The 15,391-nt window shown below is 57.1% G+C and carries 12 protein-coding genes; 6 read left to right on the top strand and 6 right to left on the bottom strand.

The window, feature by feature from the left end:
* The first annotated feature begins 283 nt into the window (after positions 1 to 283).
* The 5 genes from AC54XV_RS19660 to AC54XV_RS19640 all read left to right on the top strand — a co-directional run bounded on the left by AC54XV_RS19660 (position 284) and on the right by AC54XV_RS19640 (position 7,584).
* Positions 284 to 2,458, top strand: a complete 2,175-nt coding sequence (locus AC54XV_RS19660) for a TonB-dependent siderophore receptor (RefSeq protein WP_496717171.1) — start codon at positions 284 to 286, stop codon at positions 2,456 to 2,458.
* A 605-nt stretch (positions 2,459 to 3,063) separates the two neighbouring features.
* Positions 3,064 to 4,380, top strand: coding sequence for an MFS transporter (locus tag AC54XV_RS19655; protein ID WP_058398905.1), 1,317 nt, complete (start codon positions 3,064 to 3,066; stop codon positions 4,378 to 4,380).
* Positions 4,381 to 4,838: 458 nt separating this feature from the next.
* Positions 4,839 to 5,108 (top strand): helix-turn-helix domain-containing protein, encoded by a 270-nt coding sequence (locus AC54XV_RS19650; protein WP_003402518.1) that lies wholly within the window; start codon positions 4,839 to 4,841, stop codon positions 5,106 to 5,108.
* Positions 5,109 to 5,290: 182 nt separating this feature from the next.
* Positions 5,291 to 6,022, top strand: a complete 732-nt coding sequence (locus tag AC54XV_RS19645; RefSeq protein WP_003402519.1) for a hypothetical protein — start codon at positions 5,291 to 5,293, stop codon at positions 6,020 to 6,022.
* A gap of 692 nt (positions 6,023 to 6,714) precedes the next feature.
* Complete coding sequence (locus tag AC54XV_RS19640) at positions 6,715 to 7,584, top strand: hypothetical protein (protein WP_111522637.1); 870 nt, start codon at positions 6,715 to 6,717, stop codon at positions 7,582 to 7,584.
* Positions 7,585 to 7,588: 4 nt separating this feature from the next.
* On the opposite strand, the gene AC54XV_RS19635 is transcribed toward AC54XV_RS19640, so the two are convergent.
* The 6 genes from AC54XV_RS19635 to AC54XV_RS19610 all read right to left on the bottom strand — a co-directional run bounded on the left by AC54XV_RS19635 (position 7,589) and on the right by AC54XV_RS19610 (position 14,339).
* Positions 7,589 to 8,665, bottom strand: coding sequence for a diguanylate cyclase (locus tag AC54XV_RS19635; protein WP_011268632.1), 1,077 nt, complete (start codon positions 8,663 to 8,665; stop codon positions 7,589 to 7,591).
* Between the two features lie 299 nt (positions 8,666 to 8,964).
* A complete protein-coding gene (locus AC54XV_RS19630; protein ID WP_003402522.1) occupies positions 8,965 to 10,167 on the bottom strand; it encodes an MFS transporter in 1,203 nt (400 codons plus the stop codon).
* A gap of 203 nt (positions 10,168 to 10,370) precedes the next feature.
* Positions 10,371 to 10,961 carry a DcrB/PsbP domain-containing protein gene (locus AC54XV_RS19625; RefSeq protein WP_024659541.1) on the bottom strand — a complete coding sequence of 197 codons (591 nt, stop codon included), beginning with the start codon at positions 10,959 to 10,961 and terminating at the stop codon, positions 10,371 to 10,373.
* A gap of 134 nt (positions 10,962 to 11,095) precedes the next feature.
* Positions 11,096 to 11,908, bottom strand: coding sequence for an MlaA family lipoprotein (locus AC54XV_RS19620; RefSeq protein ID WP_003402525.1), 813 nt, complete (start codon positions 11,906 to 11,908; stop codon positions 11,096 to 11,098).
* The gene (locus AC54XV_RS19615; protein ID WP_024640447.1) at positions 11,901 to 13,199 is read right to left on the bottom strand and encodes a serine/threonine protein kinase; all 1,299 of its coding nucleotides are present in this window, start codon (positions 13,197 to 13,199) and stop codon (positions 11,901 to 11,903) included. The genes AC54XV_RS19620 and AC54XV_RS19615 overlap by 8 nt, the downstream gene beginning before the upstream one ends.
* A gap of 903 nt (positions 13,200 to 14,102) precedes the next feature.
* Positions 14,103 to 14,339 (bottom strand): hypothetical protein, encoded by a 237-nt coding sequence (locus AC54XV_RS19610; RefSeq protein ID WP_003402529.1) that lies wholly within the window; start codon positions 14,337 to 14,339, stop codon positions 14,103 to 14,105.
* A 40-nt stretch (positions 14,340 to 14,379) separates the two neighbouring features.
* Between AC54XV_RS19610 and AC54XV_RS19605 the strand changes: the two genes are divergently transcribed.
* Positions 14,380 to 15,234 (top strand): glycine betaine ABC transporter substrate-binding protein, encoded by an 855-nt coding sequence (locus tag AC54XV_RS19605; RefSeq protein ID WP_011268630.1) that lies wholly within the window; start codon positions 14,380 to 14,382, stop codon positions 15,232 to 15,234.
* The last annotated feature ends 157 nt before the right edge of the window (positions 15,235 to 15,391 follow it).

Here is a 15,391-nt window from a genome sequence, read left to right as displayed (position 1 = left end):
GATCTGTCTTGATTGATTCATCACACGCTGATGGGTTCAGCGGTTTTGTTGAACTCAGATTATCCGCGCTTACTTAATTCACGCTTAATTATTCAAGTGTGCGAAGCGTTTTGAAGCCGGTCTCGCTCTGCCGATTCGTAAGTAAAGTTTTCCCCTGCACTTCGTTTACAGGCAAAGCATCACGTAAAGGTTGAAAAAAACCGGCAGTGAACGTAAAAGGTTGGCCCCCTGCCGGAAGGTGCGTCGCGTCTGTCCAGGCAGCTGTCCTTGCGGAGTCTGCTCGATGAGAACGCCTTACCGACCTGCCATGCGCCACGCCTGGCGATTGTTACCGTTGGGCATGGTCGTTGCCTCGCCGTTGCTGGCCGCAGAGGCGCTCAGCCTGAATGCGGTCAATGTCACCGGGTTCAGCGAGCCGGAAAGTACCGGCGACTATAAAGCCGAGCGGGCATCGATCTTCGGATTCGATCAGGCTTCACTGCTGGATACGCCCGCCTCGGTGTCGGTGTTCAACGCTGCGTTGATCAAGGACCGGCAGGCAAAGTTGCTGAGTGAAGTGCTGCGCAACGACGCGTCGGTCGGCGACGGCTATGCCCCGGTGGGCTATTACGAAAACTTTGTGATGCGCGGGTTTTCGTTGAACGCCGCCAACAGTTATCGCATCAACGGTCGCAGCATTGCCGGCGAGCAGAACGTCGCGCTGGAAAACAAGCAGCAGGTCGAGTTGCTCAAGGGGCTTTCCGGCCTGCAGAGCGGCGTGGCCGAGCCCGGTGGCGTTATCAACTATCAGACCAAGCGGGCGCAGGACGTCCGGTCGGTCACAGTCTCTACCAACGAACACGGCGAGCGCTACATCGCGACCGACGTCGGTGGCTGGTTCGGCAGTGAACAGCAATTCGGCCTGCGCGCCAACCTTGCCCATGAAGACATTCGTTCGTATGTCGAACACGCCGATGGCCAGCGCGATTTTGCCTCGCTGGCGTTCGACTGGAACATCAGTGAGCGCGCCCTGTTGCAACTCGATGTCGAGTACCAGAGCAAAGAGCAGCGCTCGGTGCCCGGTTATCAGCTTCTGGGCGGCACCACGCTGCCTCACGATGCCTCGCCGGGCAAATTGCTGGGTTACCAGAACTGGTCCAATCCGGTCGGTATCGACTCGCTGAACATCAACGGACGTTTCGAATACCGCTTCAATGACAACTGGAAGGGCAGCCTCAGTGCGTCGCGCAGTCGCGTGGTCATTGATGACTACAGTGCCTTTGCGTGGGGTTGCTACGGTTCGGCCAGCTGCGCAGGGCAGGCGGTGCCCAACCACTTCAGTGCCGAAGGGGGTTATGACATCTATGATTTCCGCAGCCCGGACGACACGCGTCGCAATGACGAAGTCGAAGCGGCCATGTCCGGCACCTTCACTACCGGATCGCTTGGGCACGAGCTGACCTTCGGCAGCAGTGCCTACCGCCGTACGGTTGATACGCGCGGGACCTTCAACGAATTCGTCGGCTCGGGCACTATCGATGAGGCGCCTGAGCAGGTGGCCCCCTCGACCCTGGCGCTGCCACATACCGAGCGCCGCCTGGACAGCCGCCAGTACGGGCTGTTTGCCACTGACCGGATCAGCCTCAACGAGCACTGGCAAACCGTGCTGGGCGGACGCGGGGTGCGGCTCGACGAGCAGGCGTTCAACGAGGACGGCAGCGATGCGCGACACACCGAGCGCTATGTGTTTCTGCCCCAGGCGGCGCTGATCTACAAGCCGGTGGACAATGTTTCGCTCTACACCAGCTACAGCAAGGGCCTGTCGCTGGGCGGGACGGCAGCGTGGTTCACCACCAATGCCAGTGAAATTCTGGCGCCGACCGTCTCCCGACAGCTCGAAGCAGGCATCAAGTATGACTGGCAGCGCATGAGCCTGACCGCCGCGGTGTTTCAGGCCCGCCAGGCGTACCAGTACTCCAGGCCCAACGATGACGGTACGTTTACCTATGTGCAGCAAGGCGAGCAGAAAAACACCGGTCTTGAACTGGGGGCGAGTGGCTGGGTGACTGACCGCCTGCAGATATCCGCCAGTGCGGCGGCCATCCGGGCGCGCGTTGAAGACAGCGGCACCGAGGCCTACGATGATCATCAGGCCCTCAATGTGCCCAGATACCGTGGCACCTTGCAAGCCGACTACAGCCTGCCGGTGCCCGGGCTCGCGTTGCTCGGCGGCGTGCAGTACAGCGCCAGCAAGTACGCTGACCGTGAAGGCACCGTGCAGGTCAATGACTACGCACTGTTCAATATCGGCAGCCGTTACAGCACCCGAATCAGCGGTTACGACACGGTACTGCGCCTGACCGTCGACAACCTGTTCGACAAACGCTACTGGCGTGATGCCGGGGAGTATCTGGGTGACGACTACCTGTTCATGGGCGCGCCCAGAACGGCGAGATTGTCGGCCACTGTCAACTTTTAGCGGAAGGGCTTTAGTGCGCGGAGTATTGGCACGACAGTCGAGATCATCGTTCCGCCCGCTCCAGCGGGGGAATGCAGGTCTCGACGCTCCGCGTCGTCAAGAGGACGCGGAGCGTCCAGAACGGCATGCGACGCAGAGCGTCGCACGATAGTTAAACTGATCGCTCCAGCGGGGGAATGCAGGTCTCGATGCTCTGCGTCGTCAAGAGGACGCGGAGCGTCCAGAACGGCATGCGACGCAGAGCGTCGCACGATAGTTAAACTGATCGCTCCAGCGGGGGAATGCAGGTCTCGATGCTCTGCGTCGTCAAGAGGACGCGGAGCGTCCGGAAAGGCATGCGACGCAGAGCGTCGCACGATAGTTGAGATGATCGTTCCGCACGCTCCAGCGTGGGAATGCAGTTCTCGACGCTCCGCGTCGTCAAGAGGACGCGGAGCGTCTGATCTGGTCAACCGGAACGGCATGCGACGCAGAGCGTGGCACGATAGTTGAGATGATCGTTCCCGTTGCAGGCGTCAGCTCGGTATCAGTGCGCCCGCAAGCTTTGCTATTCTTCGCGCCCTGTGAGCGCCAGGCGCTCTTTCAAGCCATGTTTCGGATGCCTCATGACGGACATCGTACGTTCCCACTCCCAGCCCTTCAGCAAAGCCGACTACAAGACCCTGAGCCTTGCGGCGCTGGGTGGGGCACTGGAAATCTACGACTTCATCATTTTCGTGTTCTTTGCGCTGACCCTCAGCCAGTTGTTCTTTCCCCCGGACATGCCTGAATGGCTGCGTCTGCTGCAAAGTTTCGGGATCTTCGTGACCGGCTATCTGGCACGCCCGCTGGGCGGGATACTCATGGCGCACTTCGCCGACCGGCTGGGCCGCAAGCGGGTGTTCAGCCTGAGCATTCTGATGATGGCGCTGCCTTGTCTGCTGATCGGCGTGATGCCCACCTACGCACAGATCGGTTACTGGGCGCCGCTGGTGCTGCTGGCGCTGCGCATCCTGCAAGGAGCCGCCGTGGGCGGTGAAGTGCCAAGTGCCTGGGTATTCGTGGCAGAACACGCGCCCAAGGGGCATCGCGGCTATGCACTGGGCGTACTGCAAGCCGGCCTGACGTTCGGATACCTGCTTGGCGCACTGACCGCGACATGGCTGGCGCGAGTCTTCAGCCCTGACCAGATCCTTGAGTGGGCATGGCGTATTCCGTTCCTGCTCGGTGGCGTATTCGGCGTGGTGGGGGTCTGGCTACGCCGCTGGCTGAACGAAACCCCTGTGTTCATCGCCATGCATGCCCAGCGTGAACATCTGCCGGCGCTGCCACTTGGCCAGGTTCTGCGTGATCACCGCCAATCCTTGCTGCCTGCTGCGTTGCTGACCTTTGTGCTGACCTCCGCCGTGGTGGTACTGGTGGTGATTACCCCGACGGTCATGCAGCAGCGCTTTGGTATCAGCGCCAGCGACACCTTTGCCCTGAGCGCCGTCGGCATCGTGTTTCTCAATATAGGTTGTGTGCTGGCAGGCATGCTGGTCGACCGCATCGGCGCCTGGCGCGGCATCATGTTCTACAGCCTGCTGATGCCGATAGGCATCGGCGTGCTTTACACCAGCCTCATCGAGCAATGGATGCCACTGGGCATCGCCTATGCGATTGCCGGGCTGGCGTGCGGGATTGTCGGTGTGGTGCCATCGGTGATGGTCGGCCTGTTCCCGGCGAACATCCGAGTGTCAGGCATCTCGTTCACTTACAACATCGCCTACGCCTTCTGGGCCAGCACCACGCCATTGATGCTGATTACCCTGATGCCCTGGAATATCTGGGTGTGCGTGTTCTATAGCCTGATCATGGGCGCCACGGGCCTGGTTACCGCAGCGGTATTCGGCCTGCGCCAGGGCGTGGTGGTGGATGACCTGGCAAGCGGTAACGCCGGATAACTCCGGCCCGGGTGGCGCAACGCCCGCTGCTCACCTCTGCTGTGGGGTGAATGGCAGCTCGAACATGGCCGGAAAGTTCCTGCTGGCAGACGCGTTCATTTGTAACAAGTGATTGTAATTCCGTTTCCTCAAGTCTATCTTTCGCCTCTCCATATTGTTTACGTTGTTTATCTAATGTGCTCTTGGCTCGTGCCTGCGCGAAATGTTTCGTCAGGTGAATCCCTTATGACGTCTGTAAATAGATAGGTGTAACTATTCCGAGTTTGTTGTAGGAGTTTTCCTCGATATTTAATTATCGGCGATTCTTCTTACAGTCTTCGGTTTTGTTGCGAGACTTTGAGGGGTGTGTCGTTTTAATGCAAAACAAGATTAAATAAAATGATTTCTGTGCCGACTTACTGTTTGGGTCATGGAAGACGAATGTAAGAAACATCCTACAAATTTGCCTGTTTGGCAAAATGCTGGCAAGGGGAAGTATCATGTGGGTGACAATGAGAGAGCAGGAGGTTCTTGGCCTGTTGTTGCAGGGATGTACGAACAAGGAAATTGCCAGGCAACTCAGTATCAGTGACTACACAGTTCGCGATCACGTCTCTTCGCTGCTGAGAAAGAACCAGGTAAGGACGCGTGCCGAGCTCATGGCCAGGTGCGTATCTCTATTGCTTCCGGGAAACATTACCCGACCCCCTACATCTGTCGGGTTGCGCAGCGAGCCAGCACATACATAATGTGTCTTGTCGCAACCTGTAACTTGTTAATGCAATGAGCACTGCTGACGTTTGGCAGTGCCATCAATAATACCGTGCTGCGCTGTGACGCCCATCAGGCACTGCTTCCTGGCTGGCTGCAGAAAGGAATATCCGAAGCCTGCTCGCACGACGAACTGTAAACAATAAAAAAGGAGCCACTCATGACTGTTTGTTTTGTTCGGGGCGAGTCAGGTGCCGACGTGTCGTTGCGGCTGGATCCGCAGCGGCCCGGTTTTAATATGACAACAAACTTCCATCATCTGGCAACCCGGCAGTCCGCGCTTTCGGTGGCGCAACTGGCCGAGCAACAGGCAAAGCTGTCCGGCCCCGTTGGCCTGTTTGCCAAACTCTGTCGGCAGCTTCGTTCGCATGGGCGTCAGTCACCCTTGCTCGAAGACATTGCCCGGCTTGAGGGCCGCAAGCGTCAATGGCTGGCCGAGCGCGCCGTACAATTCGCACTGGGCCTGCACGGCCGTCGGCCAGAAGTCGAGAACCCGTTCAAAGGCCTGGTGCGCGAAGACCTGTGCTGCATCGTGTTCGATGACCCCTCAACGCACACGCTGGTCGAGCGTTATACCGCCAGCGAAGCGCTGCGGGCTCAGGACAGTGAGTACTTCGTCAAACTCATTGCCACCACGCGCAACACCGTCGAGCGGCGAATCGTCTTCCATGGTCTGCTCGAACACTTCGACCGATTACTGCCCATTGAGAAGAGCATCTATCCGCTCAACTATCGCGCTGTCCAGCAAGCGCACCTCGATAATGAGGAAGCCCTCTATGGAGCACTGATGATGGAGCAGCCCATCGGTACATTGCTTGAGATGCATACGCCTGAGTGGCTGTTGAATAACCTGTCCTCGTTTGAACTTTCCATTGATCAAGCGTGTGGCTAAGCAGGTGTTGGAAGCGGGTGTTGATCCTCTCGGCTGATAGGGTTTTACAAGCGGTTCAGGTTTTTTCTAACAAAACACGTTCAAGCTCAGTGCGCGTCAGCGCGTCCGGCGAATGATACGAAATAGCAGCTCGTGCAGACGTTTCAAGCCTGGGGCTTTTGCACGGCCGATGAATTTTATTTATAAATATTGGAGTAACGCCTATGAAAAAAATAACACCTTTGGTTTTCTTGTTAGTGTCGGCTGCCAGCCAGGCGGCCGACTATTCGGTGACGACTACCAGAACCCCGACGTTTATCAATGGGCCTGGTCACAGTGCGTTTTCCCGACACCAGTTGAGATTGGCTGATTACCCCCGCGGCGCGGCTAACAACTCTCGGTTGCAAAAGATTTCCTGGACCGCGACTACCTTTCCGGAAAGCGTGAACGAACGCGCAAATCTTTGTTTCAGGAGAGGCGGTGTACATGATTCTGATTGTATCTCTATAACGCCAGGCGTGCCTGGCAGTACTGAGAGATTCAACAGTCTTGGTTTTAGCTATGCCTCCGACGTCATGATCAGGCACAGCGCTGAAAGTGGACCTTGGCAAAGCAAGCCTGCCGGGCCAGAAACAGTCACCTTTCATTTAACGTACTGATTGTTAATCCCTGGCGATAACCGTCAGGGGTCTTTCGGGGCAGGAGCCAACGTCATGCGAGTCATAAGTTCCGGAGCAGATGCACTGATAGCCGCGCAACAACTTGATGATAAAAGAGCAGCAAAGACCATGTCCTCAATTGCCAATCCCCCCCTTCGATCAACCTCTCCAGACTCTGCGGTGACCATCAGCGGCCAGGCCCTCCTGAAACATAGGGTATTTGGGGTCGCGGACTCTGGTCGTTCTGCGCCCATGCTCGGGAAAGCCGAATGTGGAATGTCCATGCCCGAGGCGTTTTTTTTAACCCGGGATGATCGCAGGCTGCTGGGTGATGTTTATGAATGGGCAAGCGCTCAGGGAGCTGATCTGGGCTATGTTGATGATCTGGCTTTTGGACTGGCCTCATATAGAGAGAAAGATGATGGAAGAATATGGGGCCGCCAGAACCAGGGCAAAACATATGACCTCGAAGGCCACAAGGTTTTCTACAGTTTTACCGAGCCGCACGCGGCCACCGCCAAGCGTATTACCGAGAGCGATGGGTTAAAAACAACACGGCTGGACCAGGGGTTTGTTCGCTTCATCACTGACAAGGACTACGGCTCCATAGGGCACAATAATTTTGAGTTCATGGAAAAAGTCATCAACCGGTTTTCAACGGCGGGGGAAAGAGACGAGCAACTGGGGGCAGATTTCACTACCTATAAAAGCCAGAAGAGTGACTACATAAGGACGCTGTCCAAGGAAACGTACACTCCCGGCGAAGGAGACTCTCGAGAAACGCCATCCGTAAAAAAAGCCACCAAACCCAAGGAAATAACCCTGGAAAGCCTGCGTAACGACATGCGCGAGACGTTCCTGAAAGCGATGGGGGTCAAGAGTCTCTCATCCCTGTTCGACATGCTGTTCAAGGACAGGCGTTGACAGGTCAGGCCTGTGCGCCAAGCGACTGGAGTTCTGGCGGCGCATCCTGAGGGCTGGCGACGCGGTTGCGGCCTGTGCTTTTGGCCAGATACAGCGCCTTGTCTGCTTCATGCAGCCACGACGAGGCATCCGGCATTTCAGGAGAATAGGCGGCAATACCGATACTGAGACTGACCTTGAGATCGCAATGCAGGGTATAGGTCATTTCGTCTATCGCCAGACGCAGGCGCTCGAGGATTTCCTTTGCCTGAAGCAAGCTGGTGTCGGGCAGAATGACGCAGAACTCATCGCCGCCACAACGCCCGATCAGGTCGGAATCACGCAGGTTTTCGATCAGTGCTTCGCTGATACTCTGCAGCACCGTGTCGCCCATCAGGTGGCCATAAGTGTCGTTGATGACCTTGAAGTGATCGATATCGATCAGCGCGATGACGCACTCCTGATACGCGTTCTGGCTACTGGCGTACTCCAGATCAAGCAGGTCCTTCCACGCACCATGATTGAGCAGGCCGGTGAGGCTGTCGGTGCGGCTGACCTTGCGCAGGATGTTGCGGTGTTCCCATAGCTTGAGTGTGACCTGATGGCTCAGCCAGCCAATGAAGATAGGGTAGGTCACCAGTACCGGAAGGCAGGCGTAGATCTGCGCCATGTTGCCATGCAGATTGACGACAGGGTCGAGCGCGGCCAGCGAAATCAGCACGCCCAGTGCCTGCATGCACAGGCCTTGCAGCATCAGCCGTGGCCCGGCGGCGGCCATGTTATGCATGGCCATCATGGCGAGGACCGTGACCCCGGGAACGGCGCTGAAACCCATCGCGCCAATCCAGAAACCGCCCATCATCGAATCGAACAGCAGATTGCGCCATTCAGCCTGGTAGGGCTCGCGTGACGTTCTTGCGAGCTGATAAGCAACATGTGGCCATACCAGACTGTAGAGCAGTGCCAACAACCACGCCCAGTGTGCTGTGTTCACGTAATACAAAGAAACAGCGACCGTCACAAAGCCAACGCTGACACCGAAGCATCTCGGGGCGTAGATCCGCTTGGCGAATGCCATCCCTCGGCGGTGATAGGTGCTCATAGATTCTTACCGGACATTACTTTCGAATCGGTCGGAAATCGACGCCGCTTGACCGAAAGGCTGGAGTTTGAGCGTTCACTAGTGGCAAGGGAAGAGTATTTTGCCGAGGGGTGTCAAATAACCACATATTAATGAAGAGGCACTGTTTAGAAGTCAATTAAATGACATAAGCAGTGCTAAAACCCGTTCAAAAATATGACGAAACTTACAATCTAATACACCGTGAATAACCGGGGCAGGGTGTCTGGTTGTTGGCAGACACACTGCCCGGCGAATTCAGTAAAGCGACGGTCAGGCGGTTACAACGGTGCCCTGTTTTTCTGCATGCTGGTCATCCATGCAACGCCGATGGACAGCAGCGCAACAACAGCGGCGACATACCCTACGGCACCCAGGCCCAGGTGCTCGATGGTAAGGCCTCCGATGATCGATCCCAGACCGATGCCGGCATTGGCTGCCGAGACATTCAGGGTCCCGGCCAGTGCCTGGGCCTGAGGCGCTGCTTTCATCACTCTGATCTGGCAGATCGGAAACAACGCCGTGTGCGCAATGCCCCAAATCACCAGTACCACGGCAAGCAGCGGCATGGAGCCTGCGGCGGGTACGCTTGCGGTCATGCCCAGTGCGAGCAGCAGCGCAAACGCCATGGTCGAGCCGAGCGGGCTGCGGTCCACATAACGTCCACCCAGGGCATTGCCGATCAGGCCTACCGCGCCGAAGCCCATCAACCACCAACCCACTTGAGCCGATTCGATGCCCGCGATGCGTTCCAGCGTATCAGCCAGATAGGTATAGGCGCCGAACATGGCCGTGAACAGCAGGATGGACAGCAGCAGGTTGGCGAGGAAAAACGGATCCCGAAGAATTTTTGCCTGCTCCGCGAGGCCGACCTTTGCGGTAGGTTCGATACGCGGCATCGACAGTGCCAGCAACAAAGCCATCAACGCTGACAGCAACGTCAGAGCCCAGAATGCCCCGCGCCAACCCACGGCATCGGCGAATACCGTACCCAGCGGGATACCGAACAGCATGGCAGCCGAGATACCGAGGTAGACCTGCGCAACGGCCTTGCCAGCGCGCTTCGGTCCGGCCAGCAGGCTTGCCGTTTCACTGGCGGTGCCCCAGAACACTGGCAAGGCCAGTGCCGGAATGAACCGTGCCAGCGCCAGCACCCAGATATTGCTCGATACCGCCGCCAGTGCGTTGGAGGCGGCAAAGATCAGCAGAATGACGATGAACGTGCGCTTGCGGTCCAGGTGCGAAAGCATGGCCGTCAGCGGTGGGCCAAAGAGCATCACCGTGAAGGCGAACAGCGTCACCAGCAAACCGGCAGTAGAGATGGAGATTCCCAGATCACGGGCCATCGAAGGCAACAGACCGATGATGAGAAATTCAGTGGTGACGATCACGAAGCCGGCCAGGGCCAGAATCGCGATGGACAAGCCGGCGCCGGTCGAGCTTGCGCTGCGAGCGCCGGAGGCAGTGGTTTCCAGAGAAGGCATAGTGCAGACCCATTAAAAATAAGTCCGCCAGCTTATTGCAGAAATGAGCTTGTATCTTTGCCAAGTTTTCCCTTTATTGTGGACTGGAATTCACTAATTGGAATTTCGTCTGTGTCCTGTCCAGGGGCCGGCCTTGGGCGAGCGAATGTTCGGCGTGTTGCGGGCGGATTGAGTCGCATCGGACCGGCTGACCGGTCCGCAGATCATTGGCCGATAACGGTCTTCACCAGCGCGGCGTGCTCTTTCGGATTCTTTGCATTGGAGACCACGTTCAGCACGGCTGCGCGAGTACCCGATGCCGCGATGATCGACGTGCTCAGCACCTGGGCGTCGCTCATGGTCGCCGAGGTGTCCAGCTGGCGCACACCAAGACCGTTCTTCTTGACGATCTTCTTGTCACCCAGCTTTTTGAAATCCTTGTAGCCGGTACTCTGCTGGGCAAGGATGCCGGTGACCAGCCCATCAAGTACTGCGCCATCGTTATCGCTGGCCTGCACGCCCATTGGCATCGGCGTTTCGGTAACGATCAACACGCGCTTTTCAGCCGCATTGGTGTAAAGCGACCCCGTCACACCCTGAGCCTTGGCCTTTGCGTCAATCTCGGGCATCTCGCCTTGTACGTAGCCCGCAGGAATGGTGAAGGCCAGTTTGCCGCCCAGCAGTGAAGCGTTTTGCACCGCAGCAGCGGCGGGCGCGGCGGCCTGCGGCTTGGTGGCAGCCTGAACGCTGACCATGCTCTGGCACGCTGCCAGTGCGATACACACAACGATTGTCTTGAAACCGAAAGAGCGCATGGAAATTCCTTTTTGTCTGTTAATGACGCAGGCGTTTGCGCCTGAGGCATGTGATTAACCAGGCAGGTAAAAGTGCCCATAAAAAAACGACCAGCCCGATCACTCCGGCTGGCCGTCGTTTTACTGCGTTACGCTTATTCGGCGATCTGCAGCTTGCGCGACTCGGTGTAGACGTAGCGCACTTTTTCATACTCGAACGGCGAGTTGAGCTGGCCGTAACGGAAGCTGGTGACGTAACGGCGGTCAATGGCACGCAACACGGTGATTTCCGGATGGTCGCTGCTGACTTCGGCCACGTTGAGGAAGTTGATCTGGTTTTCAGCCGTGTAATCGAACAGCATGCCGCCGGTGTCACGCAGGTTCGATGGACCGAACAATGGCAACACCAGATAAGGCCCGGACGGCACACCGTAGAAGCCCAGGGTCTGGCCGAAGTCTTCGCTCTGGCGCGGCAGGCCCATCATGGTCGCCGGGTCCCACAGACCGGCGATGCCGATGGTGGTGTTGAGCAGCAGGCGGCCAGTGGTGTCCAGCGAGCGCTCGCCCTTGAACTGCAGCAGGCTGTTCAGCAGGTTGGAGACGTCACCCAGGTTGCTGAAAAAGTTGCTCACACCGCTGCGCACGAAGCCAGGGGTTATGTAGCGGTAGCCGTCCACGACCGGCAGGAATACCCATTCATCGAAACGGTAGTTGAAGTGGTAGACCCGGCGGTTCCAGGATTCCAGCGGATCATAGACTTCCAGTGCGTTGATGGAGGCGCGCTCGAACTCACGCTGATCCAGCCCCGGGTTGAATTGCAGCGACTTCAGCGGCTGGGTAAAGCCATCAGCATCGGTCTGACGGGCCACCGTGGCCGGATGCTGGGCCTTGTTGCTGGTATCCGCGTCAGCGGCCTGGACTGTGCCGGCACAGAGCAGAGCGGCAAGAAGTAAAAGACGTTTAGCCACGGAAAAACTCCAGCATTGCGTCGGTGTTGACGCGGTAATTAACGTTGCCGCAATGCCCGCCGTACGGGTAAACGGTCAGGCGATCGCCAAAGGTCTTGCGCAGGAAGCCGAGGTCACCCGAGCCCAGAATCACGTCGTCAGCGTTGTGCATGACGGCAATCTTGGTGTTGCTGTGCAGGTAGTCCTTGAGTGCATAGAGGCTGACCTGGTCGACCAGTTGCAGAAGGCTACCGCCGTCGGTGCGCGCGCGCCACATAGGGATGACCTGTTCGGTCAGGTAGCAATCGAAGTCGCACTGCAGGGCACGCTTGAGGAACGGCGTCAGGCTGGTGCCTTCGGTGATCGGGAATTTCGGTGGCGTGATCAGACCGCGACGGTTGATCAGGTCGGAGGTGAACGCGATGTCAGCCGACGAGAAGCGGAACGTGGTACCGATCAGCATCGCCATCTGTTCATTGGTCAGGTGCTGCTTGGACTGCTGGAAGTCGAACAGCAGTGCATCGTTGAGGTCGATGTAGCCCTTTTGGCGGAAGTAGCGGGTCAGCTTGGCCAGCACCAGTTCATAGAACGTGGTGGTGTTGTTGATGCCCTTGACGTTGGTCTGTACCAGTTTGTCGAGGTTGCTGATCGAGGTGTAGAGATTGACCGGCGGGTTGAGCAGCAGGACTTTCTTGAAGTTGAAGCTGCGGCGGGTTTCATCCAGTTTGCTGACAAACGCAGCATTCAGTGCCCCAAGGCTGTAACCGGTCAGGTAATAGTCGGTTACCGGCAGTTGCGCCTGCTGAGCCCGAATGGCCTGCATGACGCGATAAATGTCTTCTGCGTCGTCGGTGGAGACGCCAGGAGTCGCAAAGCGCGAGGCCGAGGTCATGAAGTCATAGCTGGTGGGCGAAGACAGCTGTACGACGTGGTAGCCCGCGCCGTAATAGAGCTTTTTCAGGAATTCATTGATCGTGCTGTTATACGGCGCGCCGGTGCCGGCGATCAGGAAGATCAGCGGGGCAGCGTGGTCCTGCTTGGCCAGGCGATAGTGCAACTTCTTCACCGCCCAGAAGTTGTCGGGCAGGGTGAACTCGCGCTCGGGATGCAGGTTCAGGGTGTAGACATCCTGATCGATATCTTCATCGTCAGGCAGGTCGGGGCGCAGAGCGGGCGGTGTGGTCGCAATGGTCGCTTCGAACGGATTAGTCAGCGGGTAGCCATAGGTGGCGGAGTCGACGTTGGTTGCCAGAGCGGACGCACTTAAACACAAGCCACCTATAACAGTGGCGAGGCGCAGAAAACGGAGCATGACTAAATCCCTTGGGAAAGAAGTGCTGATGAAATACGCAGGCTATGACCAAGGTGTAGTGCCAAAGTGCCCCATCCACTGGTTAATCCTGTAAATATGACGGAACAATACACGTTCTTTGGATTTTGCAATGCAGATATGCGGTTTATTTTTGCGTGACTAGCGTATTTGCTGCCCCGGCGCGACGTTTGCACTGCTGGTAAAGGTTGGCAGACCATGGCCTGGAGGCGGATTTTCCAGCTCGCGGAAAGCACAAAGGAGAGCCGTAGCTCTCCTCCAATGTGGTTCACGTGCTCTTTTTATTGTTATAGGGCGGCCTGTTATTGTTGTTGGCGACCAGTCCCTTTACAGCGTTGTTGTGCGACCCCTATCCGGGGTCAAGAGCAAACGTATTTTTTTGAGCGCTGATTCGCTTTAATCACCTGCCTGCACAACAGCGTGATCCCACCGGTTCTGGAGCTACCTGACGGTAGTTTTATTGTTCTCGGTCCGGTCGCGAGGCCTTTCATTGAAAGGGCCCTGTAAAGCTGATCCACTCCAAAAAAATCTGTTAGCTGCGCCTCTGTCCGTTTTGTTCTTGTTGTGTCAGAGCCGTTACGTCTTGTTTTTATTGGTTTGCCGCATCATTTGTTGTTTTTGTTGTACCAGAGATATAGCAGGACCCGTGCCAGTTTTTTAAAAACCTTTAAAATCAGTAATTTGCGGATTCTGATGATTGTTGGCTGGTCATGGAGCCGGAAAAAATGTTTCCGTGTTACCCGTTCGCGTCGGTGATCGTGAAGCTGCGGTAACACATCGTGTTTCCTTCGAAACATGAGCCAGAGTGGTGCGCTGCAGTTCTCTACCGTCTATACGACGTTGGTATGGGGAAGGGGGCTCGCCCATAGGCATGAAGCAGCGTCCTCAGCTGTTGATGGCCGGATCAAGGCGTTTTTCGGGGCGCGTTGTCGTTGATGGCTCGTTGTTGTCGTTTCCCATTGCCCCAGTGTCGCAGACAGAGCATGCCTGCCTGTTCCGCAGGTCGATGATCAGGGTGGCGTTGCGGTGCGTTTGACTGCGCGTGGCAGCGATAAAAACGTGCAAGGCGCCGCGTGCCCCAAGGTCGGGCGCGAGGGCGGTCTGGAGAACAACGTTAACCATGTTCCGACAACCGTCGGTGCAGACTTCCGGGGAAGCGACAATGATGATGCGAAAAATACTGGGGGCGGGTGCCGCTCTGGTACTTGCGGTCAGCTCCACGCTGGCGATTGCCGAAACCAAGACCCTGACCATTGGCTATGTGGAAGGCTGGTCCGACAGTGTCGCCACCACCTTCGTGGCTTCCGAGGTGATCAAGCAAAAGCTTGGCTATGACGTCAAGTTGCAGTCTGTCGCTGCAGGGATCATGTGGCAGGCGGTGGCAACCGACAAGCTGGACCTGATGCTGTCTGCGTGGCTTCCGGGCACGCATGGCGAGTACTACGCCAAGTACAAGGATCAGGTCGTCAACTACGGCCCCAACTTCAAGGACGCCAAGATTGGCTTGATCGTGCCTGAGTACGTCAAGGCCAAAACCATCGAAGACCTGAAGACTGATGCCTCCTTCAACAAGAAGATCACCGGGATCGATGCGGGCTCGGGCGTGATGCTCAAGACCGATCAGGCCATCAAGGACTACGGTCTGGACGGCTATAAGCTGCAGGCGAGCTCCGGCGCAGGCATGATCGCCGAGCTGACCCGCGCAGAGAAGGCGAAGAAATCCATCGTGGTTACCGGCTGGGTGCCGCACTGGATGTTCGCCAAGTGGAAACTGCGTTTCCTGGACGACCCGAAAGGTGTCTATGGCGAGGCTGAAACCGTCGACAACGTTGCCAGCCTGGGGCTGGAGAAAAAAGCGCCTGAGGTCGTGGCCTTCCTGAAAAAATTCCAGTGGGCATCCAAGGACGAAATCGGTGAAGTGATGCTGGCGATTCAGGACGGTGCCAAACCTGAAGCGGCAGCAAAGGACTGGGTCGCCAAGCACCCGGATCGCGTTGCTGCATGGACTGCCAAATAGTCGCAAAGTGTCTGAACAGCCCTTCTCAAGGCCGTCTGGTGTTGTCGCCAGACGGCCTTTTGTTTTTCCGCTCCGAAGTATTTTCCGTGCGACCGACTGCCGGCGGGTCCAGGCCGTGCGAGAAGAGGTATCTACAGCTAATGTCGTTCTAATACTA

It is taken from the genome of Pseudomonas fragariae (ex Marin et al. 2024), from assembly GCF_059621105.1.
The sequence above is the reverse complement of the archived record's forward strand: the minus strand, read 5'-3'. Positions and strand labels throughout refer to the sequence as shown.

What these genes read in the sequence shown, in the direction of transcription:
- AC54XV_RS19635 (WP_011268632.1), bottom strand. Translation starts at nt 8,665, where the DNA reads ATGAGCACCTATCACCGCCGAGGGATGGCATTCGCCAAGCGGATCTAC.
- AC54XV_RS19650 (WP_003402518.1), top strand. Translation starts at nt 4,839, where the DNA reads ATGCTGGCAAGGGGAAGTATCATGTGGGTGACAATGAGAGAGCAGGAG.
- AC54XV_RS19625 (WP_024659541.1), bottom strand. Translation starts at nt 10,961, where the DNA reads ATGCGCTCTTTCGGTTTCAAGACAATCGTTGTGTGTATCGCACTGGCA.
- AC54XV_RS19630 (WP_003402522.1), bottom strand. Translation starts at nt 10,167, where the DNA reads ATGCCTTCTCTGGAAACCACTGCCTCCGGCGCTCGCAGCGCAAGCTCG.
- AC54XV_RS19640 (WP_111522637.1), top strand. Translation starts at nt 6,715, where the DNA reads ATGCGAGTCATAAGTTCCGGAGCAGATGCACTGATAGCCGCGCAACAA.
- AC54XV_RS19645 (WP_003402519.1), top strand. Translation starts at nt 5,291, where the DNA reads ATGACTGTTTGTTTTGTTCGGGGCGAGTCAGGTGCCGACGTGTCGTTG.
- AC54XV_RS19605 (WP_011268630.1), top strand. Translation starts at nt 14,380, where the DNA reads ATGATGATGCGAAAAATACTGGGGGCGGGTGCCGCTCTGGTACTTGCG.
- AC54XV_RS19615 (WP_024640447.1), bottom strand. Translation starts at nt 13,199, where the DNA reads ATGCTCCGTTTTCTGCGCCTCGCCACTGTTATAGGTGGCTTGTGTTTA.
- AC54XV_RS19655 (WP_058398905.1), top strand. Translation starts at nt 3,064, where the DNA reads ATGACGGACATCGTACGTTCCCACTCCCAGCCCTTCAGCAAAGCCGAC.
- AC54XV_RS19610 (WP_003402529.1), bottom strand. Translation starts at nt 14,339, where the DNA reads ATGGTTAACGTTGTTCTCCAGACCGCCCTCGCGCCCGACCTTGGGGCA.
- AC54XV_RS19660 (WP_496717171.1), top strand. Translation starts at nt 284, where the DNA reads ATGAGAACGCCTTACCGACCTGCCATGCGCCACGCCTGGCGATTGTTA.